Raw genomic sequence first — 21,843 nt, forward strand, 5'->3', positions numbered from 1 at the left:
CCCCCTGCGTACTGTCGATCAGTGCTCACTCACCGTAACCGGGGCCACTGACAACGCCGGTCGCGGCAGCCGGTCCCGTACGAGCCGGTGCTGAACACAGCAGGTCAGAGCGATGACGGCGCCGAAGGCCGTCCAGCCGGCGGGGCCGGTCGCGATGGCCGCGGTGACGGCGAGCGGTCCCGCGCTGCGCTGTGCGGACTGGGCCAGCCCGTGCACGCCGAGGTAGCTGCCCTGGGCCTGCTCCGGGGCCAGCGCGATCGAGAGTTCCCACGAGACGGTGGCGTGGATCATCTCGGCCAGGGTGAAGGCGGCGGTCGAGACGGTCAGGCAGATGCTCGCCAGTACGGCGCCGTGGACCGCGGAGGCGGCCATGGCGACGCCGGCGGCGGCGAAGACGGCGGCGAGCGGGAGGAGCAGGCGGTGTGCCGCCTTGGTGGTCGCGCCGAAGCGGGCCAGGGGGACCTGGAGGCCCACCACCATCACGTTGTTGAGCACCATCAGTAGCGGTACGAGGCCGTGGGGCACGTCCGTGGCGGAGACCGCCCAGAGGGGGATGCCGACCTTGAATACGGCGTCGTCCATGAAGAGCACCGACTCGGTGGCCACATAGGCCAGGTAGGTGCGGTCCTTCCAGGGGCTGCCCGGTCGCGCGGCGGGGGCGGGGTCCTTGGAGGTGGCGACCGTGCGCATGGGCGAGGGCGGTTCGGCGCAGCGGGCGGTGACCAGGGCGGCGCCGACGAAGGAGAGGGCGTCTCCGGCGAGCAGCCACTGGTAGGCGGCCGTGCTGGCGAGTGCGAGGGCGGCTGCCGCCGCGAGGCCTCCGACGGCCCAGCCCGCGTTGGCCAGGGTGCGGCTGACGGCCTGGTAGCGGACGCGGTCGGGTCCGGCGACGCGGGCCGCGTACAGCTTGGTGAGTACGTTGGCGGAGCGGTCGCCGAAGCTGCCGACGGCCGAGTACGCCAGCAGGAGCGCGTAGTTGTCGGTGGTGAGCAGTGCGGCGGCGGCGAGGGCGCGCAGGACCTGGAAGACGATGAGCACGCGCGTGAGGGGCAGCCGGTCCGCGATGCGGCCTCCTATGGGGGCGCCCGCGATGCCGGCCGCGCCGGCGAGGGCGACCAGCGTGCCGACCTGGGTGACCGAGAGTCCGGCCACGTAGGTGAAGTACAGGACCGAGACGGCGGCCCACAGGCCGCTTCCGGTCCGGTCGACGAAGGCGACCCAGAGCATCAGTCGGCCGTCGCGGCCTCCCGGGACTCGTTCCCACAGTGCGGCACGTCGGCTGCGCAAAGTCACTGCTCCCCCTTGACTGGCATTATGTATTGATACATAGTTCAGTACGTGGCAGAACAATATGCGATTACTGGCACCTCGGCCAAGGGAATTGCCGCTTCCGTCGAACGGGCCGTCGCCGACGGCGGTTTGGCGCCGGGGGACACGCTTCCTCCGGTCCGCCGGCTCGCGGACGACCTGGGCGTGAGTCCCGGCACGGTGGCGACGGCGTACAAGGAGCTGCGCGGGCGCGGCGTCGTGGTCACGCACGGGCGGGGCGGAACCGTCGTCGCGGCCGCGCCCTCGGTCGCCTCGCGGCGCCCGCCGAAGGTGCCGGAGGGGCTGCGGGACCTCGCGGGCGGTCACCCCGACCCGGCCTTCCTGCCCGAACTGCCCGCGCCGGTGCGGATGACGGCCGGTGCGCGGTCGCACCGCTCGACGCCCCGGCTGCCCCTGCTGGAGGAGCGCGTCCAGGAATGGCTGGGTGCCGACGGCGTGCCGACCGGGTCGGTGACCTTCGCCCACGGCGCGCTCGACTGCGTCGCCCGGCTGCTCACCACCGAGCTGCGGCCCGGTGACGCGGTGGCCATGGAGGACCCCGGCTACCACCATCTGCTCGACCTGGTGCAGGTGATGGGGCTGCGTACGGTCCCCGTCGCCGTCGACGACCAGGGGATGCGGCCGGAAGCCCTGCGCGAAGCGCTGCGGGCGGGGGCGCGGGCCGTCGTGTGCAGCCCGCGGGCGCAGAACCCGTACGGCGGCTGCTTCTCGGAGCGGCGCCGCGACGACCTGGTGGAGGTGCTGAGAGCGGCGCCCGAGGTCCTGGTGATCGAGAACGACCACGCCGCGGAGATCGCGGGTGCGCCGCTGTACACCCTGACGGCGGACGGTCAGCTGGCACGCTGGGCGCATGTGCGGACGGTGACGAAGTACCTGGGCACGGATCTGCGGTGGGCGGCCGCCGCCTGTGACCCGGCGACGCTGGCGCGGCACGACGGCCGACTGCTGCTGACCTCCGGCTGGGTGAGCCATCTGCTCCAGGGCACGGTGCTCGGGCTGCTCACCGACCGGATGGCGCGGGAGCTCGTGCACCGCGCGCGTGACGCCTACGGGGAGCGGCGCCGCGCTCTGGCGGGCGAGCTGGAGCGGCGCGGGATCGCCTCGCACGGGGCGAGCGGGATGAACCTGTGGGTGCCGGTGCGGGACGAGTCCGCGGTGGTGAACGGGCTGCGCTCGCGCGGCTGGTGGGTCGCCGCGGGGGCGCGGTTCCGGATCGCTTCGGGGGCCGGTGTACGGATCACCGCGGCGGGGCTCGAACCGGCCGAGGCGGCCCGGCTGGCCTCGGACTTCAGCGAGGTGCTGGGCGAGTCCGAGGCCACATACGGAGGGTGAGGGGCGGCGCCCCGGCCCTGCGGGCGGCCGGGGCGCGCTCTTGTCAGCCGTGCTTGCGGGCGACCGCTTCGTAGAAGCGGAGGAGGTCGAGGTTGTCGACCGAGCCCGGGTTGACCGCCTTCTCCAGGGGTGTGCCCTGGAGAAGGCGCTTGACCGGCACCTCGATGCGCTTGCCCGTCAACGTGTGCGGAACGCCCGGGACTTCGATGATCTCGTCCGGGACATGGCGCGGGGAGAGCTGCTCCCGGATCGCCTGCTTGACCTTCGTACGGAGGGCGTCGTCCAGGACCGCGCCCTCGGCGAGGTGGACGAAGAGCGGCATCCAGTAGCCGCCGTCCGGCTCTTCGAGGCCGATGACCAGGGATTCACGGATCTCCGGGAGGCGTTCGACGACTTCGTAGATGTCGGCCGAACCCATGCGGACGCCCTGGCGGTTGAGGGTGGAGTCGGAGCGGCCGTGGATGACCACCGAGCCGTGGTCGGTGATCGTGATCCAGTCGCCGTGGCGCCACGCGCCGGGGAACATCTCGAAGTAGCTGTCGTGGTAGCGGCTGCCGTCCGGGTCGTTCCAGAAGCGGATCGGCATGGAGGGCATCGGGTTGACCACGACCAGCTCGCCCACCTCGCCCACGACCGGCTTGCCCTGCGGGTCCCAGGCCTGCAGGTCCGTGCCCAGACAGGCGGCCTGGAGCTCGCCGATGTGCACGGGGAGCGTCGGGACGGCGCCCGCGAAGCAGGAGCACACGTCGGTGCCACCGCTGACGGACGCGATCCACAGGTCCTCGCGGACCTCGTCGTGGAGCCAGCGGAAGCCGTCGGGCGGGAGCGGCGAGCCGGTGGTGGCGACGCACTTCACGCGCGAGAGGTCGTGGTCGCGGGACGGGTGCACACCGGCCTTGCGGCAGGCCATCACGTACGCGGCTGAGGTGCCGAAGAGGGTGGCGCCGGTCCGCTCGGCGACGCCCCACTGGGCGCCGGTCTCCGGGAAGCCCGGGCTGCCGTCGTACAGAACGACCGTGGTGCCGGTCAGCAGGCCGGAGACGAGGAAGTTCCACATCATCCAGCCGGTGGAGGTGTACCAGAAGAAACGGTCCTCGGGGCCCAGGTCGCAGTGGAGGCCGAGCTGTTTGAAGTGTTCGAGGAGGATGCCGCCCTGGGACTGGACGATGGCCTTGGGCAGGCCGGTCGTGCCGGAGGAGTAGAGAACCCAGAGCGGGTGGTCGAAGGGAACTTGCTCGAAGACCGGCTCGTTGTCACTCTCAGTGAGCGAAGACCATTCGAGAGTTCCCTGGGGGGCAGCGGTGCCGAGCAATGGGATGTGGACGACGGCGCGCAGGGTGGGCAGTTCGCGGCGGAGCTCCGCGACGACGTCGGTGCGGTCGTGCTCCTTGCCGCCGTAGCGGTAGCCGTCGACGGTGAACAGGACGACGGGTTCGACCTGCTGGAACCGGTCGAGGACGCTGCGCGCGCCGAAGTCGGGGGCGCAGGACGTCCACACGGCGCCGACGGCCGCGGTGGCCAGGAGCGCGGTGACGGCCTGTGGGACGTTCGGCAGATATCCGCTGACGCGGTCCCCGGGCCGTACGCCGAGGGCGCGCAGCTCGGCGGCGAGCGAGCCGACCTGGCGGCGCAGCTCCGCCCAGCTGGTGGCGACGGACTCGTGCGTCTCGTCGACGTGCAGGAGCGCGGCGTCGTCGGCGCGGGCCGGGTCCTCGGCGGTGCGCAGCGCGTGCTCGGCGTAGTTGAGGGTGGCGCCGGGGAACCACTGGGCGCCCGGCATCGACCGGTCGGCGAGCACCGTCTCGTACGGGGTCGAGAAGCGCACCTCGAACCAGTCGGCGACGGCCTTCCAGAAGGTGTCGAGTTCGGTGACGGACCAGCGGTGCAGCGCCGCGTAGCCGCCCTCGGCAGGTGCGCCGTAGCGCTCGGCGGCCCAGGTCTGGAACGCGGTGATCCGCGCCCCGGCGATGCGGTCGGGGCCCGGCTGCCACAGGGGCGCGGGCTGCGGCGCGGCGTTCGCTGGTGAGGTCATGGGTCGGCTCCCGGGCTGGTACGCGTGGTGTGCGTGTGCCGCGCGCACACGCGTAGGGGTGTGCGCATGCGGCGGCTCACAGGGACGATGCCATGTGATCGTCTTCCGCACCAGGGTGTGCCGCCCATAGTCGGGCACCTGACGATGTGGTGCCACCACGGGTGAACGGAAGTTGAACGGAGCACACAGCTCATGATCCGGATGGCAGGGTGAGCCGCATGGACGGCAATGACCTGGTGCGCTCGGTGAAGGCGGTCGGCTCGGTACAGGGGCTGCGGGCGGTCCGCTCGGCCCTGCGGCGGCGCCGTGCGGACGCCTGGGGGCTGCCCGCGCGCGGGCCCGAGCGCGCCCGGGTACCCGGTCAGGTACGGGACGCGGAGCCCCGGCCGGGTGGCGGCGTGGTGCGGTTCGCGCGCTCCGAGCTGGAGGTGCGGGTGGCGGCGGGCGGCGCCGTGTTCTGGGGCTGGGACGGAGCCGGCCCCGAGCCGTCGTACGCGCTGTCAGGGCCCGCGCCCGAGCCCGACGCGCGCGCCGCCCTGGAGCCCGATACGGACGGCGGCTGGCGGGTGGTCTCCGAACGGGTGATGGTGGCGGTGTCCCGGCACGGGGCGGTGGAGGTGCGCACCCCCGGCGGGGTGGTGCTCCGCCGCGAGCTGCCGCCGCGCTGGTGGGAGCCGGTCGGCGGCGGTCCCGCGCGCTGGGTGCAGCGCTCCGAAGTGGCCGCCGACGCGCGTGTGTTCGGGCTCGGCGGGCGCGCGGACGGCCCCCGGCTGCGCGACGGGGCGTACCGGCTGTGGAACACGGACCCGCGCGGCGGCTTCGCCCCCGGCGACGACCCGCTGTACATCACGATGCCGGTGCAGCTGGTGGTGGCGGACGCCGGGACCCATCTGGCGTTCTACGACAACGCCTGGGACGGCCGGGTCCTGCTCCGCGAGGGCGAGGAGGGTGCCGGTTCCGGTCATGACCGGGCCGGGAGCAGCGAGCTGCGGATGGAGGGCGGGCCGTTGCGCTGCTGGGTGGTGGTGGGCACCCCCGCGCGCGTGCTGCAGGGGTGGACGGCGCTGACCGGCGCGCCCGCGCTGCCGCCGTCCTGGGCGCTGGGCCCGCAACACGCCCGCTGGGGTTTCGGCAGCGAGGCCGAGGTGCGGCGGGTCGTCGCCGGGTACCGGGAACACGGGCTGCCGCTGTCCGCGCTCCATCTGGACATCGACCACTACGACGCCCACCAGGTGTTCACGGTCGACCGCGAGCGCTTCCCGGATCTGCCCCGCCTCGCCAAGGACCTGGCCGAGGAGGGTGTGCGGCTGGTGTCGATCGTCGATCCGGCGGTGAAGGCGCAGCGCGGCAACGCCGTGTACGAGAGCGGGCTCGCGGCGGACGCGTTCGTGCGGGACGCGCGCGGCGACGAGGTGCGGGGCGTGGTCTGGCCGGGCGAGTGCGTGTATCCCGACTTCACCGATCCACGCGCGCGTGAGTGGTGGGGCGGGCTCTACCAGGAGCGGCTGGACCAGGGCTTCGCCGGGGTGTGGCACGACATGAACGAGCCGACGTCGTTCGCGCCCTTCGGCGATCCGACCCTGCCCCGCTCGGCGCGGCACGTGCTGGAGGGCCGGGGCGGCGACCACCGCGAGGCCCACAACGTGTACGGCCTGACCATGGCGCGGGCGGGCTACGAGGGTTTGCGCAGGCTGCGCCCCGACGACCGTCCTTTTCTGTTCAGCCGCTCCGGCTGGGTCGGGATGCAGCGCTACGGGGGCACCTGGTCGGGTGATGTGAGCACCGGCTGGCCGGGGTTGCGGGCCTCGCTCGCCCTGGTGCTCGGACTCGGGCTGTGCGGGGTGCCGTACTCGGGCCCGGACGTGGGCGGATTCAGCGGCACCCCGTCGCCGGAGCTGTATCTGCGCTGGTTGCAGCTGGCGGCCCGGCTGCCGTTCTTCCGTACGCACTCGGCGATCTGGGCCGGGCGCCGGGAGCCGTGGGAGTTCGGTCCCGAGGTGCTCGGCCACGCGCGCGTGGCGCTGACCGAGCGGGAGCGGCTGCACCCGTACTTCATGACGCTGGCGCAGCTCGCCCGGCTGACCGGGGCGCCCTACGCACGGCCCGTGTGGTGGGGCACGCCGGGCGACAAGGCGCTGCGGGACTGCGAGGACGCGTTCCTGCTCGGTGACGCGCTGCTGGTGGCGCCCGTCTTCGAGCGGGGCACGGACCGGCGGGCGGTGCGGCTGCCGCGCGGCCGCTGGTACGACACGGCGACCGAGGAGCCCCACGAGGGCCCCTGCCAGGTCCTCGTGGACGCGCCCCTGGCCCGTATCCCGGTGCTGGCCAGGGCCGGTTCCGTCATCCCGGTGCGCGGCGCGCAGGGCGAGGTGGAGCTGGAGGTGTGGGCCCCGGCGGCCGGGCGCACCGGCGGCGGCCTCGTCGTACGGGACGCGGGCGACGGGTGGGGGCAGGCGGTGGTGGAGCGTTTCACCACCCGTACGGCGGGCGGCCGGGTGGTGGTGGAGCGGATCACGGACGAGGGGGCGACGCGGGAGGTGGGGTACGCGGTGCGGGTACGGGGTGAGGGCCGTGGGGTGGGGTGACCTGCGCTTGGCGCCGCGAGGCGAGTGCGGCCAGCCTGTGCCGATGGGGCTGCGCTCAGCGAGTGGCCGCCACTCTTCAGCGAGCGCGGCTGGCCCTCAGCGAGAGCCGCCGACTCTCGCCCCCCCCTCAACGCCCCGCCGCCCCGCCCCCCTCACCCCCTCTCGCCCCCGGCGAACCACCCCCGTACCACCTGCGTATGCAGCGGAAACGCCAGTTCCTCGGGGCGGCGGAGCACCCGCCAGCCCGCGGTCTCGTCGGTCGGGGCGGGCGGTGGGAGTTCGGCTGCGGCGCGGGCGGGGAGCAGGCCGAACAGGAGGACGTGGTGCGGGGAGCTGAGCGCGTCCACGAGGCGTACATCGGAGGCGGAGGCTTCTATTCCGGTCTCCTCGTACAGCTCGCGGACGACCGCCTCCTGCCACAGCTCGCCGTCGTCGACGAAGCCGCCGGGCAGGGCGGAGCGGCCGATATGGGGTTCCACCGCGCGGGTGATGACGACGAGTCCCGTACCGCGCGCGTCCTCCACGGGAAGGAGGGCGACGGCGACCGGCAACGGGTTGCGATAGGTGACGGTCCCGCAGGCCGCGCAGGGGCGGGGCCAGCAGGCCGAGGCCGAGGGGTAGGGCGATCCGCACGCGGTGCAGTGCGAGTCCTTCACAGGCTGCTTCGAGGTCTTCGAGGTCCCGGTCACGCGCGGACTTTAACCGAATACATTCGGCCATCGGATCACATTGCCCCAACTCCCCCTTTTCTACGACCCGTTGAGCAATGAAGGGTGTGCACATGACACTCAGATCGACCGTGCGCGACCTCGTCGCCGCTGCCGCCGCCCTGCTCGCCGTGACCGCCGCCTCGCCCGCGGCCCGGGCCACGCCCGAACCCAAGGCACCCGCCGAGTTCGTGGCGCTGGCCACCGTGGACCCGACGATCATCCAGGAGATGCGCTACATCACGCCGCACAACTTCGTGGGCCGGCCGATCGACGGCTACCGCCAGCCGGTGTGCATCCTGACCCGCCAGGCGGCCCAGGCACTGCACCAGGCGCAGCTGAAACTGCTCCGCGAGGGCTACTCGCTGAAGGTGTACGACTGCTATCGGCCGCAGCGGGCCGTCGACACCTTCGTGGAGTGGGCGAAGGACCTCGACGACCAGCGGATGAAGACCGAGTTCTATCCTCTTGTCGACAAGTCGAGGCTGTTCGAGGACGTGTACATCGCGGCCAAGTCCGGGCACAGCCGGGGCAGTTCGATCGACGTCACCATCGTCCGGCTGCCCGCGTGGCCGACCCCGCCCTACCGCCCCGGCCAGCCGCTCGTGCCGTGCTTCGCACCGAAGGACCAGCGCTTCCCCGACAACTCCGTCGACATGGGCACCGGTTTCGACTGCTTCGACACCCTGTCGCACACCGACGACCCCCGCATCCAGGGCGTCCAGCGCGCCAACCGCCAGCTCCTGAAGGGCACGCTCCAGGCCGCCGGGTTCGTCGGGATCCCCCAGGAGTGGTGGCACTACACCTTCCAGCCGGAGCCGTTCCCGGACACCTACTTCGACTTCCCGGTGGCGTGGCGCTCGGTGGCCGGCCACCGCTGAGCGACGCCCCCTGCCGGAGCGCGGCCGCCCGTGGCACACTTCTGACGTTCCGTCAGATTCGAGGCCGGGAGGGGTTTTGACGCGCACGCGCACGCCCGTGGTGGCGGGCTGGTTCACGGAGGCGGAGGATCAGGGGTTCCGGCTGCTCGGCACCCGGTGCTCCGCCTGCGCCTCCGTGTTCTTCCCCCGCGAGGACTCCTTCTGCCGCAACCCCGCCTGCTCCGGGCGGGAGTTGACCGAGGTGCCGCTCTCCGGGCGCGGGCGCGTCTGGTCGTACACCGACGGGCGCTACCGGCCGCCCGCGCCCTATGTCTCCGACCCCGAGGCCGTCTGGCAGCCGTACACACTGGTCGCCGTGGAGCTGGAGGCCGAGCGGATGGTCGTCCTGGGACAGGCCGTGCCGGGTGTGACCACCGCCGACCTCGCCGTCGGAATGGAGGTCGAGGTGGTGCCCGGCGTGCTCGACGAGGACGCCGGGACCGTCTGGACGACCTGGCACTGGCGGCCCGTGGGGGCGAGCGCATGAGCGGCACGGACGACATCGCGGTCCTCGGCGCCGGGATGCACCCCTGGGGCAAATGGGGCAGGAGTTTCATCGAGTACGGGACGGTCGCGGCCCACGCCGCGCTCGCCGACGCCGGGCTCGACTGGCCGGACGTGCGGTCCGTGGTCGGCGCGGAGACCGTGCGCGGCGGCTACCCCGGGTATGTGGCCGGGGCGACCTTCGCACGGGCCCTCGGCTGGCAGGGCGCGCGCGTGACGAGCGTGTACGCGGCCTGCGCGTCCGGGGCGCAGGCGATCAACACCGCGCGGGCGCAGATCCTCTCCGGGATGGCCGAGGTGGTGCTCGTGGTGGGCGCCGACGCGGCGCCCAAGGGGTTCTTCGCCCCGGCGGGCGGCGAGCGGCCGGACGATCCCGACTGGCTGCGCTTCCGGGTCCTGGGCGCCACCAACCCGGCCTACTTCGGTCTCTACGCCCGCCGCCGCATGGCCCTGCACGGGGACACCATCGATGATTTCGCGCTGGTCAAGGTGAAGAACGCGGCGGCGGGCGCGCTCAACCCGTACGCCCGCTACCGCAAGGCGGTGACCGCCGAGGAGGTCGCCGCCTCGGCCGTGGTCGCCGATCCGCTGCGGCTGCTCGACATCTGCGCGACCTCCGACGGGGCGGCCGCCCTGGTGCTGTGCGGCATGGACTACGCGCGCCGGCACGGGGCGCTCGACCCGGTCCGTATACGAGCCGTGTCCACGGTCACGCCCACCTACCCGAACACGGTCCTGGACCTGCCGGACATCGCCACCGACTCGGCGGTCGCGGCGGAGCCCTCGCCGTACTCCTTCCGCGCCTCCATCGCACGGGCCGCCTACGAGGAGGCCGGGATCGGGCCCGAGGACCTGTCGCTGGCCGAGGTGTACGACCTGTCGACCGCCCTGGAGCTGGAGTGGTACGAGGATCTGGGGCTGTGCGGCGCCGGGGAGGGCGCGAAGCTCGTACGGGAGGGCGTGACAGCGCTCGGCGGTCGCGTTCCGGTCAACGCGAGCGGGGGGCTCGCATCGTTCGGCGAGGCGGTGCCCGCCCAGGCCATCGCGCAGGTCTGCGAGCTCACCCGGCAGCTGCGCGGCACGGCGGGCGAGCGGCAGATCGACGGGGCACGGGCCGGGATCACCGCCAATCAGGGGCTGTTCGGGCACGGCTCGTCGGTGATCGCGGTGCGCTGAACTCCCGGCCGCCGCTGCGTCCGTACCCCGGTAGCCGTTGCTGTCGGCGACCTTGACGCTCCATCACGGCCGGTGAACACTTCCCGTTGTCTCTCGGCTTCGCCGTTCCTCGGCTCCCGGCCGCGTGCCGTCGCACGCGGTCGCCGGGCCGCTCCCCCACAGGGCGATTCCGCCAGACCAGCACGCTCGTCACGGATGCCGGGCGGGGTCCAGCGGACCCTCACCACCGGCTCCGCAGCCATGGGAAAGCACGCACCCTGCACGGCGGACCGGGCCACGCCCCGGGCGAGGGCATAGGAGCAGCCATGAGCAACGGAGACATCTTCCTCGGTGAGGTCATCGGCACGTCGATCCTGATCCTCTTCGGCGCCGGGGTCTGCGCGGCGGTCACGCTCAACCACTCCAAGGCGAGGGGCGCCGGCTGGGTGGTCATCGCCTTCGGCTGGGGCTTCGGCGTGCTGGCCGGGGCGTACACCGCGGCGCCTCTGTCGGGCGGCCATCTCAATCCGGCGGTGACGGTCGGCGTCGCCGTCGACACCGGCGAGTGGGACAAGGTCTGGCTCTACGTCCTGGGCCAGCTGACCGGTGCGATGCTCGGCGCGGTCCTCGCCTACCTCGTGTACTTCGCCCAGTTCCGGGCCAACTCCGAGCGGGACGGCGCCGTTGCGACGCTCGGCATCTTCTCGACGATCCCCGAGATCAGGAATCCGGCCGCCAATCTGGTCACCGAGATCATCGCCACGGTGGGCCTGGTGCTGCCCGTGCTCGCCTTCGGCGACACCGAGGGCCTGGGCGAATCCGGCGGCACGGTGCTGATCGTGTCGCTGCTCGTCGTCGGCATCGGACTCTCCCTCGGCGGGCCCACCGGGTACGCCATCAACCCGGCCCGCGACCTCGGCCCGCGCCTGGTGCACAGCGTGCTGCCGATCCCCCGCAAGGGGACGTCGGACTGGGGTTACGCCTGGATACCGGTGGCGGGACCGCTGGCCGGCGGGGCCCTCGGCGGCCTCATCCACCACGCGGCCTTCTGAGCACGCGCCGCGCCACCGCAGCCTTCAGACCTAGGGGTAGCCATGACGGAGAAGTTCGTCGCAGCCATCGACCAGGGCACCACGTCCAGCCGCTGCATCATCTTCGACCAGAGCGGCGCCATCGTCGCCGTGGACCAGCGCGAGCACCGCCAGATCTTCCCGAAGCCCGGCTGGGTCGAGCACGACGCCACCGAGATCTGGTCCAAGGTGCAGGCCGTGGTCGCGGGCGCGCTGGCCAAGGCCGGGATGCGCGCGGAACAGCTCAGCGCGCTCGGCATCACCAACCAGCGCGAGACGACGGTCCTGTGGGACCGGGCGACCGGCAAGCCCGTGCACAACGCGATCGTCTGGCAGGACACCAGGACCTCCGCGCTCTGTGCCCAACTCGGCGCCGGGGACGGCCAGGACCGCTTCCGGGACGCCACCGGGCTGCCGCTGGCCAGCTACTTCTCCGGGCCGAAGGCGGCCTGGCTGCTCGACAACGTCCCGGGGCTGCGGACCCGCGCCGAGCGCGGCGAGATCGCGTTCGGGACCGTCGACTCCTGGCTGATCTGGAACCTGACCGGCGGCACGGCCGGCGGAGTGCACGTCACCGACGTCACCAACGCCTCGCGGACCATGCTGATGAATCTGGAGACCCTGGAGTGGGACTCCTCGATCCTGGCCGCGATGAACGTACCGGAGGCGATCCTTCCGGAGATCCGGTCCTCGGCCGAGGTGTACGGGACGGCGGTGGGCCAACTGGCGGGCGTGCCGGTGGCGTCCGCGCTCGGCGACCAGCAGGCGGCGATCTTCGGGCAGGCCTGCTACGACACCGGGACGGCCAAGAACACGTACGGGACCGGGAGTTTCCTGCTGCTCAACACCGGCGGCCGGCCCGTGCCCTCCAAGAGCGGCCTGATCACCACCGTTGGCTACAAGATCGGTGACCAGGCGCCGGTCTACTGCCTGGAGGGCTCGATCGCGATCACCGGAGCCCTGGTCCAGTGGTTCCGGGACCAGCTCGGCCTCATCCGCAGCGCCAACGAGATCGAGACGCTCGCCGCGAGCGTCGAGGACAACGGCGGCGCCTACATCGTGCCCGCCTTCTCCGGCCTGTTCGCGCCCTACTGGCGCTCGGACGCGCGCGGTGTCATCACCGGCCTGACCCGGTACGTCACCAAGGCGCACCTGGCCCGCGCGGTCCTGGAGGCCACCAGCTGGCAGACCCGCGAGGTGGTGGACGCGATGTACCAGGACTCCGGGGTACGGATCACCACGCTCAAGGTCGACGGCGGGATGACCGTCAACAAGCTCCTGATGCAGCATCAGGCGGATGTGCTCGGCGTGCCCGTGATCCGGCCGAAGGTCTCCGAGACGACCTGTCTGGGCGCCGCCTACGCGGCCGGGCTCGCCACCGGGGTGTGGGCGGGCCTGGACGAGCTCAAGGCGCACTGGCAGAAGGACGTGGAGTGGGTGCCCGCCATGGAGGCGCAGCTGCGCGAGCGCGAGTACGGCAACTGGCGCAAGGCGGTGGAGCGCAGCCTCGGCTGGCACGAGGAGGACGGGAAGTAGCCGCCTCGGCCCCGAGGGCACGGGAGCGGCAACTCCCCCAAGACGCACGGCCCGTACCCCAGTCGGTGGGGGTACGGGCCGTGTCCCTGCGCGGGGGCCTCAGATCGAGACCGGCCGGCGTCTGCGCTCGGAGAGGACCATCGCGTGCTCCACGACCGCGACCAGCACGTCCTTGACGGCCTCGCGGTCGCGCGCGTCCGTCATGATCAGCGGCACGTCCGGGTCGAGGTCGAGCGCGGAGCGCACGGCGTCGGCCGGGTAACGGGCCGCGTCGTCGAAGCAGTTGACGGCCACGGTGAAGGGCAGCCCCCGGCGCTCGAAGTAGTCGATCGCCGCGAAGGAGTCCTCCAGGCGGCGGGTGTCCGCGAGGACCACCGCGCCCAGCGCCCCCTGCGCCAGCTCGTCCCAGAGGAACCAGAAGCGGTCCTGTCCGGGCGTGCCGAACAGGTACAGCACCAGGTCCTCGCGGAGGGTGATGCGCCCGAAGTCCATCGCGACGGTGGTGGTGTTCTTCGCCTCCACGCCCGCGACGTCGTCGACCGGCCGCCCGGCCTCGCTGAGCCGCTCCTCGGTGCGCAACGGCCGGATCTCGCTGACCGCGCCCACCAGAGTGGTCTTGCCGACTCCGAAGCCGCCCGCCACCAGGATCTTGAGCGTCACCGGTTCGACGGGCCGCTTCCTGCGGCTAGAGCGCCCGAAGGCCATTGATCACCTCGCGGAGAAGGGACTCGTCCGGCAGCTCGGCCGGCGGAACGGGTCGGGAGACGTGCACCAGCTGGTCCTGGACGAGATCGCCCACCAGGACGCGGACCACCCCGACGGGCAGGTCGAGTCCGGCGGCGAGCTCGGCGATGGACTGCGGGGTGCCGACGCAGCGCTCGACGATCTCGACGTGTTCGGGCGAGAGCGAGTGGTCCCGCCCCGGGTCGTCGGCGGCCGGTTCGGGCACCACCACCGCGATCAGGTCGAGGCGGTGCTGACCGACGCTGGTGGTGCGGCCGCGGGTCATCGCGTACGGCCGCACCACCGGTCCCGCGTCGTCGTCGAACCAGTGGTGCTGCCGGGGCGGCGACTGCTGCGGCACCCGGTCCGGCTGCTGCGGGCCGTTCGCCGGCGCCCGCTGGTCTGCTTCACTCATACCGTCGCGCTCACCCTGCGGTGGGCAGGCCGGTCCGTGGTGCCGTGGTGAGGTGGGCCCCGACCCGCTTGACCATCAGGGTCATCTCGTACGCCACCTGGCCGACGTCCGACTCGGCGTCGGACAGGACGGCCAGACAGCTGCCGTCGCCGGCGGCGGTCACGAACAGGAAGGCGTCGTCGAGCTCCACGACGGTCTGGCGGACCCCGCCCACGTCGAAGTGGCGGCCGACCCCCTTGGCGAGGCTGTGGAAACCGGAGGCCACGGCGGCCAGGTGCTCGCCGTCCTCCCGCGTCAGATCCCTCGACGTGCCGGTGGGCAGGCCGTCGCTGGACAGGACGAGCGCCTTACGGATGGAACCGACCCGGTCGACCAACTCGTCCAGCAACCAGTTGAGTTCCCCGGCGCCCTTCCCGATGACGTCCTGTGCTGCGGACTTCGGTGCGGTCATCGACCGTCCCCCTCCGATGTATAACGTCGTACGTCGCCCAGGGCCTGGTCGGGCCCGTCGGCTGTGGTCTCTGCGCTGGTCATCGCGTTGTGCCGACGCCCGCGCTGCCAGCCACGCTGCATCGACGCCATACGGTTGCGCACTTCCTCTGCGTCGCGCTCGGGCTGCGGCTGAGCGCCCGGGCCGCCCGGCCCGGTGCGGTCCGCGGGCTCGGCGGAGGTCTGTTTCAGCTGGGGGGCGAGGCTGGCCTGGCGGACCCGGCGGGGCAGAGCGCCCTGCGGACCGGTTCCGTCGGCGCTCTCGGGGCCGGGAGCGGGCCGCCGCAGCGGCTCGGGCGCCGGGGCCGGGACGAGCCCGCTGGCGCGCAGCGCGTCGGCCCGCCGCCGCTCCGGAGTCGGCCCGGCCGGACGGACCGGCTCCGCCGCGGGCGACGGGTGGTCGCGGCCCGGCTGGTCGTCGACCCGGCGCCCGTGGTCGCTGACCAGCGTCGGCGCGGGCGGGCGGCGGCGCGGCAGCGGTACGGGGCCGAACGGCTGGACCGGGGCTCCGGCGCCTTCGTCGGCCGCCTGCTCGTGCTGCCGGTGCTCGGCCGGGACCCCGCGGGGCGCACCGAGGAAGCCGGTGCGGGCGTCGTCCCGCTGGTCGGCACCCAGGACGTGCGGGGCGACCGGCTCCAACGGGTCCACGGGTGCCTCCAGTTCGACCGGCCCGTCGAGCACGGCGCGGTCGGGGATGCCCACCGGGAGCGGGGAGAGCGCGCGGGGTCCGCCGTCGCGCTCGCGGCGCCCGGCCGCGTCGCCGTGGGCCGCCTTGCGGTCGAGGCGGAAGCCGGTGCCGTTGGTGTCCGGCGCGTCGGTGAGCAGGGCCGCCGGAATGAACACGACGGCCGTGGTGCCGCCGTACGGGGAGGGCTGGAGCGAGACGCGGACGTTCTGCCGCTGGGCGAGCCGGCTGACCACGAACAGGCCGAGCCGGTCGGTGTCGGAGAGCTCGAACTCGGGGGTCTCGGCGAGCCGCAGGTTGGCGTCGAGGAGCGCTTCGGGCGTCATGCCCAGGCCCCGGTCGTGGATCTCCAGGGTGAAGCCGTTGGCCACCCGCTCGCCGTGCACCTGGACGGCGGTGTGCGGGGGCGAGAACACCGTGGCGTTCTCCAGGAGTTCGGCCACCAGGTGGGTGAGGTCCGCGACGGCCGGGCCGCCCACGCCGAGCCGGGGCAGCCTGCGGACCTCGATGCGCTCGTAGTCCTCGACCTCGGCCACGGCCGCCCGGACGACGTCCATCAGCTGGACGGGCTTGCGCCACTGGCGGGACGGGGCGGCGCCGGAGAGGATCACCAGGCCCTCGGCGTGACGGCGCATACGGGTGGTGAGGTGGTCGAGCCGGAAGAGGTCGGCGAGCTCGTCGGTGTCCTCGGTGCGGCGCTCCATGGTGTCGAGGAGCGTGAGCTGGCGGTGGAGGAGGACCTGGTTGCGGCGGGCCAGGTTGACGAACACCTCGGCCACCCCGCGCCGCACGTCGGCCTGTTTGACGGCGGCCTCGACGGCCGCGCGCTGAAGGGTGTTGAGGGCCTGGCCGACCTGGCCGACCTCGTCCTTCTCGTAGTCCAGGCGCGGCGCCTCGGTCTCGACGTCGACGTGTTCGCCGGCGGCGAGGCGGCGCATCACGCTCGGCAGGCGCACGCCGGACACCTCGTGCGCCTCCTTGCGGAGGCGGGTGAGGTCGCGGATCAGCTCGCGGCCGATGCGGACGGAGAGGAAGAGCGAGAAGACCAGGGCGAGGAAGCCGAGGACGCCCGCGACACCGGCCTTGATGAGGACGTTGAAGGCGACCGGGTGGACGCGGTCGCGGTAGCGGTCGTCGGCGTCGGAGACGGCCTGCGAGAGACGCGAGAGCAGCGGGGTCGCGGTCTGCTGCCAGCGGGCCAGGTCGACGCGCGGGTTCTTGGTGGGGCCCGCGGTGATGATGTTCTGCTCGGCGGCGCGCAGCGACTCGGAGCCGGCGGCGGCCCAGAACCGCTCGAAGATCTCGCGTTCGCCGCCGGGCAGGTTCTCCAGGCTTATCTCGTACAGGAGCGTGCGGTTGGCCACCAGGTTGACCACCTCGCGCAGTTCGTTCCAGGTGAACTGCGGCGGCGCGACCAGCGAGGAGGCGATCAGGGCGTCCTCGCGCGCCAGCATCTCGCGCGCCCGGGCCAGGCCCACGACCGCGCGGCCCTGCTTGTCCATGTCGACGTTCTCCAGCGCGTGGAGATTGGTCAGGAACGTGTAGCAGGGCTCGATGACTCCGCTGTAAGCCTCCAGCGCCTGGGTGCGGTTGACGCTGCGCCGGTCGATCTGCCGACGCAGATCACCGATGCCGTCGAACTCCTGGAGGACGGTCTTCAGCCGCGACCTGGCCGCCGGGCGCAGATCGTCGCGCACCTGGGAGTCGTCGGCGGCGGAACGAATCTTCGCCACCGCGCGGTCGGTGTCCCGGCGGCGGCTCTGCAGCGCGGCGAGCGCGTCGGAGGCTCGCTGGTCGGCCAGGTAGACGAGCGTCTGACGGCGCTCCTCCTGGATGACCTGAACCGTGTCCTCCATCGGCGAGCCGACCTTGTCCACGATGTACGTGACGTTCAGGAGCTCGTTGGCCTCGCGGCCGGTGATGTAGGTCGTGAATCCCCAGAGAGCGGTGAGGGAGACGAGCGGCACCAGCAGCAACGCCACGATCTTCCTGCGGATGGACTTCCCGCGAAAGCGCATGGCCTCCCCCAGATCAACCGTCAACAAACGGCGCGAGCCTACTACTGCCACACAGACAACTCGAAGGCACGTCCGGACGATTTTCGGCCGCCCTCACAGGAGTTGATCATGGGTTGTCCTGGTATTACGGGAGATCACCTACCGAGTGTGGCCGAGGACACCCGTAGGGCCAGTGGTTCCCGTACCGGCCCGGATGGCTGGAATTCTGCCTTCCACGCAAATCCGGGGAACTTCGGGGAGTTCCGTTCGTCCTTCTGTACGGGGGTTGTGACGGGATGTACGGACCCGTTCGCATCGGGAGGCATCGATGCGCCGGTGGTGGGGAGTGAGTATCCATGGGCACTGAAGGCATGAGTGCGGACCGTGTGGCATCGGAGGGCTCGCGCGCGGACGGCAGGCATGACGACAGCGGGCGGAGCGGCGGCGGACGCGGCGCGGGCGAACTGCCGCCGCTGTGGGTGGAGGAGCCCGCGATCCGGCCGCGGCTGCCCGATCCGATCAGGAACGCGGCGGTGCGCTCGGTGCTGATCGTCGCGTTCACGCTGATCCAGGCGGTGATCGCGTTCCTGTGCACGGTGGCGGGTTCCTGGCTGGCCTTCCCGATGGTCCTCAGCAGCGTGGCGAGCACGGTGGTGGCGACCTGGGCGGTCCTGGACGTGTGGGTCACCCGCCAGGTGTGGAACCAGCGCAACGGCGTGGTGTCGGTGCCGAGCAGCACCGCGCGCCAACTGCGCCGGGAGCGGCGCCGGGTGCGGCGTGGTGCGGCCCGTGCAGCCGAGAGGTCGGGGACCGGCCGAATAGGCCAGAGCGAGACGGGCAGCCTCTCCCGGGCATAGCGGCCCGGAGGAGTGCTGGTGGGTGAGGTGCAGGAGCCGGACGCGGCCGCGGGCAGACGACGGGGCGGCGCCGGGGCACTGCGGTCGGTCGACCGCGCGGTCAGCGTCCTTGAGGCGCTGGCCCGGCTCGGCGAGGCCGGAGTCACCGAGATCGCCGATGAGTTGGGGGTGCACAAGTCGACCGCGTTCCGGCTGCTCGGCGCGCTGGAGAACCGGGGTCTGGTCGGCCAGGAGAAGGAGCGGGGGAAGTACTTCCTGGGCGCCGGGATGCTGCGCCTGGCCGGTGCCGCGGCCGTGCGGCTCGACATCTCGCAGGAGGGCGTGCCGGTCTGCCGCGCGCTCGCGGACGTCACGGGCGAGACCGCCAACGTCGCCGTGCTCGACGGCGACGCGGCCGTCAACATCATGCAGGCGCGCGGCGCGGCGGCCGTCACAGCGTTCAACTGGCTGGGTAGGCGCACCCCGCTCCACGCGACCGCTAGCGGCAAGGCGCTGCTCGCCCATCTCCCGGAGGAGCGCCGCGAGGCACTGCTGGCCGAAGGGCTGGCGCGCTTCACCACGCACACCGTCACGGATCCGGCCGTTCTCCGCGCCGAGCTGGCCCGGGTGGTGGAGCGGGGGTACGCGCGGACGGCCGAGGAGCTGGAGGACGGGCTCAACGCCCTGGGGGCGGTGGTGCGCGGCCACGACGGCTCGGTCATCGGCGCGATCGGGGTCTCGGGCCCGGCGTACCGGATGCCGCGGGAGTCGCTCCCGGAGGTCGCCGAGCACGTCATGGAGGCCGCTCGGGACCTCTCGCGCCGCATGGGTCATCCCGGGTAACACGCGGGCTGACCATACGTCACAGTCCTTTTCCGCCAGGCGAATTCATGGCTCGGTAGCCCTCGGCCGACGACCGGTCAGACCCTCTTGACGCTCTCCTGGGCCGTCCTCAGGATGTCTCACATCGCGCAACCGGTAGTGCTCTGCGCAACAGGAGGGTGAGGCCGTGTCTCACGAGATCCGCACCGCCCCCGCACCCGATCCCGCCCACGCGCGCGTAGTCGTCATCGGCGCCGGGATCGTGGGCTGTTCGCTCGCCGACGAGCTCACCGCACGGGGCTGGTCGCACGTCACTGTCGTGGAGCAGGGGCCGCTGCCCGCGCCGGGCGGGTCCAGCTCGCACGCGCCCGGCCTCGTCTTCCAGACCAATGCCTCCAGGACGATGACGGCCTTCGCGGCGTACACGGTGGACACGCTGCGCGGGCTGAGCGTGGACGGCGAGCCCTGTTTCCGGGCGGTCGGCGGGCTTGAGGTCGCCACCACCCGGGAGCGCTGGGCCGATCTGCACCGCAAGGTGGGCGTCGCGGCCGCCTGGGGCGTGCGGGGCGAGCTGCTCACCGCGCACCGGTGCAGGGCGCTGTGGCCGCCGCTCGACGTGGAGAAGGTCCTCGGCGGCTTCCACACCCCCGACGACGGGCTCGCCGACGCGGTGCTCGCCTCCCGGGCGCTGCGGGCACGCGCACAGGCCCGGGGCGCCCGGTTCCTGGCGCGGCACACGGTCACGGCCATCGAGCGGGAGGACGGCCGCGTCACCGCCGTCGTCACCGACCGGGGTCGCTTCCCGGCCGATCTCGTGGTCTCGGCCGCCGGGTTCTGGGGCCCGGTGATCGGTCGGCTGGCCGGGGTGACCGTGCCGCTGCTGCCGCTCGCCCACCAGTACGCGACGACCGCCCCGCTGGCCGGACTCACCGCACGGGCGGCGGCCGCGCTGCCGATCCTGCGCCACCAGGACCGCGACCTGTACTTCCGTGCGCACCCGGACGCGGACGGGGCACGGCTCGGCATCGGCTCGTACGCCCATCGGCCGCTGCCGGTGGACCCGTTCGCGGTCCCGGCGTACGACGACGCGCCCGTCATGCCCTCCTCGCTCGCCTTCACCCCGGAGGACTTCGCGCCGAGTTGGGCGGACGCCACGGCGCTGCTGCCCGAGCTCGCGCACAGCGCGGTGGCGCACGGCTTCAACGGCGTCTTCTCCTTCACGCCCGACGGTATGCCGCTGCTCGGCGAGTCCCGGGAGCTGCGCGGGTTCTGGCTGGCCGAGGCGGTGTGGGTGACGCACTCGGCGGGGGTGGCCAGGGCGGTCGCCGAGTGGATGACGGACGGCCGCCCGTCGCTCGACGTGCACGCCTGCGACATCCGGCGCTTCGAGGACGTGCAGCTCACTCCGCGGTACATCGAGGAGCGGGCGGCCCAGAGCTTCGTCGAGGTGTACGACGTCATCCATCCGCTCCAGCCGATGGAGCGCCCGCGCCCGCTGCGGACCAGCCCCTTCCACGTACGCCAGCGCGAGCTGGGGGCGTACTTCCTGGAGGGCGGCGGCTGGGAGCGGCCGCACTGGTACGAGACGAACGCGCCCCTGGTGGACGGGCTGCACATCCCCGTGCGCGACGCGTGGTCGGCGCGGTACTGGTCGCCGATCGCGGCCGCGGAGGCGAAGGCGACGCGCGAGCGGGTCGCGCTGTACGACATGACCCCGCTGCGGCGCCTGGAGGTGACCGGGCGCGGCGCCCTGGCGTTCCTGCAGCGGATGACGACCAACCAGCTGGAGAAGAAGCCGGGTTCGGTGACGTACACGCTGCTGCTCGACGAGGCGGGCGGGATCCGGTCCGATCTGACCGTGGCGCGCCTGGGCCCCGACCGCTTCCAGGTGGGCGCCAACTCCCCCGCCGACCTGGACTGGCTGCTCGCGCACGCGCCGGACTCCGTGTCCGTCCGGGACATCACCTCCGGCACCTGCTGCGTCGGCGTCTGGGGCCCGCTCGCCCGTGAGCTGGTGCAGCCCCTGACCCGCGACGACTTCTCGCACACCGCGTTCGGCTACTTCCGGGCGAAGGAGACGGTCATCGGGAACGTCCCGGTCACCGCGCTGCGGCTGAGCTACGTCGGCGAGCTGGGCTGGGAGCTGTACACCAGCGCCGATCTCGGGCTGCGGCTGTGGGACACGCTCTGGGACGCGGGGCGGCGGCTCGACGCGGTCGCGGCGGGCCGCAGCGCCTTCGAGTCGCTGCGCCTGGAGAAGGGCTACCGAGCCTGGAGCCGCGACATGACGGCCGAGCACACCCCGTACGAGGCGGGGCTCGGCTTCGCGGTCCGGCTCGGCAAGGGCGAGTTCATCGGCCGCGCGGCGCTCGGCGACCCCGAGGCCGTGAAGCGCCGGCTCACCTGTCTGACCCTGGACTCCCGTTCGGCGGTGGTCCTCGGCGGCGAGCCGGTGCTGGTCGACGGTGTGCCCGCCGGTTACGTCACCAGCGCCGCGTACGGCTACACGGTCGGCCGGTGCGTCGCGTACGCCTGGCTGCCCGTCCTGGCGCCGGGCACGGCGGTCCATGTCGAGTACTTCGGCGAGAAGGTCCCCGCGACCGTCTCCGAAGAGCCGCTGTTCGACCCGCGGATGGCTCACCTCATGCGGTGAACGGCGTCCCGCGGTGAACGGCGTCACGAGGCGTGCCCGGCCGGGCACCGACC

At 72.8% G+C, this 21,843-nt stretch carries 17 protein-coding genes; 10 read left to right on the plus strand and 7 right to left on the minus strand.

The window, feature by feature from the left end:
• Positions 1-18 precede the first annotated feature (18 nt).
• On the minus strand, positions 19-1,293 hold the full coding sequence (locus OG965_RS09270) for an MFS transporter (protein WP_371651040.1): 1,275 nt from the start codon (positions 1,291-1,293) through the stop codon (positions 19-21).
• A 45-nt stretch (positions 1,294-1,338) separates the two neighbouring features.
• Between OG965_RS09270 and OG965_RS09275 the strand changes: the two genes are divergently transcribed.
• A complete protein-coding gene (locus OG965_RS09275) occupies positions 1,339-2,661 on the plus strand; it encodes an aminotransferase class I/II-fold pyridoxal phosphate-dependent enzyme (RefSeq protein WP_371651042.1) in 1,323 nt (440 codons plus the stop codon).
• Between the two features lie 43 nt (positions 2,662-2,704).
• Here the strand turns inward: OG965_RS09275 and OG965_RS09280 are convergent, their stop codons facing one another.
• Entirely contained in the window at positions 2,705-4,693 is a 1,989-nt protein-coding gene (locus tag OG965_RS09280) for an acetoacetate--CoA ligase (protein WP_371651043.1), read from the minus strand.
• 218 nt (positions 4,694-4,911) lie between these two features.
• On the opposite strand from OG965_RS09280, the gene OG965_RS09285 reads away from it, so the two are divergent.
• The gene (locus OG965_RS09285; protein WP_371651045.1) at positions 4,912-7,278 is read left to right on the plus strand and encodes a TIM-barrel domain-containing protein; all 2,367 of its coding nucleotides are present in this window, start codon (positions 4,912-4,914) and stop codon (positions 7,276-7,278) included.
• Positions 7,279-7,430: 152 nt separating this feature from the next.
• Here OG965_RS09285 and OG965_RS09290 read toward each other — a convergent pair whose 3' ends face one another.
• On the minus strand, positions 7,431-7,967 hold the full coding sequence (locus tag OG965_RS09290) for an NUDIX domain-containing protein (RefSeq protein WP_371651046.1): 537 nt from the start codon (positions 7,965-7,967) through the stop codon (positions 7,431-7,433).
• A 92-nt stretch (positions 7,968-8,059) separates the two neighbouring features.
• Here OG965_RS09290 and OG965_RS09295 point away from each other — a divergent pair, with 92 nt between their 5' ends.
• From OG965_RS09295 to glpK, 5 genes are all read left to right on the plus strand, one after another.
• Positions 8,060-8,866 (plus strand): M15 family metallopeptidase, encoded by an 807-nt coding sequence (locus OG965_RS09295; protein WP_371651048.1) that lies wholly within the window; start codon positions 8,060-8,062, stop codon positions 8,864-8,866.
• Between the two features lie 97 nt (positions 8,867-8,963).
• Positions 8,964-9,392 carry a Zn-ribbon domain-containing OB-fold protein gene (locus OG965_RS09300; RefSeq protein ID WP_371656893.1) on the plus strand — a complete coding sequence of 143 codons (429 nt, stop codon included), beginning with the start codon at positions 8,964-8,966 and terminating at the stop codon, positions 9,390-9,392.
• Complete coding sequence (locus OG965_RS09305; RefSeq protein ID WP_371651050.1) at positions 9,389-10,585, plus strand: lipid-transfer protein; 1,197 nt, start codon at positions 9,389-9,391, stop codon at positions 10,583-10,585. The genes OG965_RS09300 and OG965_RS09305 overlap by 4 nt, the downstream gene beginning before the upstream one ends.
• Before the next feature lie 305 nt (positions 10,586-10,890).
• A complete protein-coding gene (locus OG965_RS09310) occupies positions 10,891-11,616 on the plus strand; it encodes an MIP/aquaporin family protein (RefSeq protein WP_371651052.1) in 726 nt (241 codons plus the stop codon).
• A gap of 42 nt (positions 11,617-11,658) precedes the next feature.
• Positions 11,659-13,170 (plus strand): glycerol kinase GlpK, encoded by a 1,512-nt coding sequence (gene glpK, locus OG965_RS09315; protein WP_371651053.1) that lies wholly within the window; start codon positions 11,659-11,661, stop codon positions 13,168-13,170.
• Positions 13,171-13,269: 99 nt separating this feature from the next.
• Here the strand turns inward: glpK and OG965_RS09320 are convergent, their stop codons facing one another.
• Genes OG965_RS09320 through OG965_RS09335 form a run of 4 tightly spaced genes read right to left on the minus strand, consistent with a single transcriptional unit; the run spans position 13,270 to position 17,500 of the window.
• Positions 13,270-13,875, minus strand: a complete 606-nt coding sequence (locus tag OG965_RS09320) for an ATP/GTP-binding protein (RefSeq protein WP_371651055.1) — start codon at positions 13,873-13,875, stop codon at positions 13,270-13,272.
• On the minus strand, positions 13,856-14,308 hold the full coding sequence (locus tag OG965_RS09325; protein WP_371651057.1) for a DUF742 domain-containing protein: 453 nt from the start codon (positions 14,306-14,308) through the stop codon (positions 13,856-13,858). Before OG965_RS09325 ends, OG965_RS09320 begins: the two co-directional genes overlap by 20 nt.
• 10 nt (positions 14,309-14,318) lie before the next feature.
• Complete coding sequence (locus tag OG965_RS09330; protein ID WP_371651058.1) at positions 14,319-14,759, minus strand: roadblock/LC7 domain-containing protein; 441 nt, start codon at positions 14,757-14,759, stop codon at positions 14,319-14,321.
• Positions 14,756-17,500, minus strand: coding sequence for a nitrate- and nitrite sensing domain-containing protein (locus OG965_RS09335; protein ID WP_371651059.1), 2,745 nt, complete (start codon positions 17,498-17,500; stop codon positions 14,756-14,758). Before OG965_RS09335 ends, OG965_RS09330 begins: the two co-directional genes overlap by 4 nt.
• 350 nt (positions 17,501-17,850) lie before the next feature.
• On the opposite strand from OG965_RS09335, the gene OG965_RS09340 reads away from it, so the two are divergent.
• From OG965_RS09340 to OG965_RS09350, 3 genes are all read left to right on the plus strand, one after another.
• The gene (locus tag OG965_RS09340; protein WP_371651061.1) at positions 17,851-18,336 is read left to right on the plus strand and encodes a hypothetical protein; all 486 of its coding nucleotides are present in this window, start codon (positions 17,851-17,853) and stop codon (positions 18,334-18,336) included.
• Between the two features lie 18 nt (positions 18,337-18,354).
• A complete protein-coding gene (locus tag OG965_RS09345) occupies positions 18,355-19,158 on the plus strand; it encodes an IclR family transcriptional regulator (protein WP_371651063.1) in 804 nt (267 codons plus the stop codon).
• Positions 19,159-19,324: 166 nt separating this feature from the next.
• Complete coding sequence (locus tag OG965_RS09350) at positions 19,325-21,790, plus strand: FAD-dependent oxidoreductase (RefSeq protein WP_371651064.1); 2,466 nt, start codon at positions 19,325-19,327, stop codon at positions 21,788-21,790.
• Positions 21,791-21,843 lie beyond the last annotated feature (53 nt).

The sequence above is a fragment of the Streptomyces sp. NBC_00224 genome (assembly GCF_041435195.1).
Classification (GTDB): domain Bacteria; phylum Actinomycetota; class Actinomycetes; order Streptomycetales; family Streptomycetaceae; genus Streptomyces.

What these genes read in the sequence shown, in the direction of transcription:
- OG965_RS09280 (WP_371651043.1), bottom strand. Translation starts at nt 4,693, where the DNA reads ATGACCTCACCAGCGAACGCCGCGCCGCAGCCCGCGCCCCTGTGGCAG.
- OG965_RS09285 (WP_371651045.1), top strand. Translation starts at nt 4,912, where the DNA reads ATGGACGGCAATGACCTGGTGCGCTCGGTGAAGGCGGTCGGCTCGGTA.
- OG965_RS09295 (WP_371651048.1), top strand. Translation starts at nt 8,060, where the DNA reads ATGACACTCAGATCGACCGTGCGCGACCTCGTCGCCGCTGCCGCCGCC.
- OG965_RS09305 (WP_371651050.1), top strand. Translation starts at nt 9,389, where the DNA reads ATGAGCGGCACGGACGACATCGCGGTCCTCGGCGCCGGGATGCACCCC.
- OG965_RS09310 (WP_371651052.1), top strand. Translation starts at nt 10,891, where the DNA reads ATGAGCAACGGAGACATCTTCCTCGGTGAGGTCATCGGCACGTCGATC.
- glpK (WP_371651053.1), top strand. Translation starts at nt 11,659, where the DNA reads ATGACGGAGAAGTTCGTCGCAGCCATCGACCAGGGCACCACGTCCAGC.
- OG965_RS09320 (WP_371651055.1), bottom strand. Translation starts at nt 13,875, where the DNA reads ATGGCCTTCGGGCGCTCTAGCCGCAGGAAGCGGCCCGTCGAACCGGTG.
- OG965_RS09325 (WP_371651057.1), bottom strand. Translation starts at nt 14,308, where the DNA reads ATGAGTGAAGCAGACCAGCGGGCGCCGGCGAACGGCCCGCAGCAGCCG.
- OG965_RS09330 (WP_371651058.1), bottom strand. Translation starts at nt 14,759, where the DNA reads ATGACCGCACCGAAGTCCGCAGCACAGGACGTCATCGGGAAGGGCGCC.
- OG965_RS09335 (WP_371651059.1), bottom strand. Translation starts at nt 17,500, where the DNA reads ATGCGCTTTCGCGGGAAGTCCATCCGCAGGAAGATCGTGGCGTTGCTG.
- OG965_RS09340 (WP_371651061.1), top strand. Translation starts at nt 17,851, where the DNA reads ATGAGTGCGGACCGTGTGGCATCGGAGGGCTCGCGCGCGGACGGCAGG.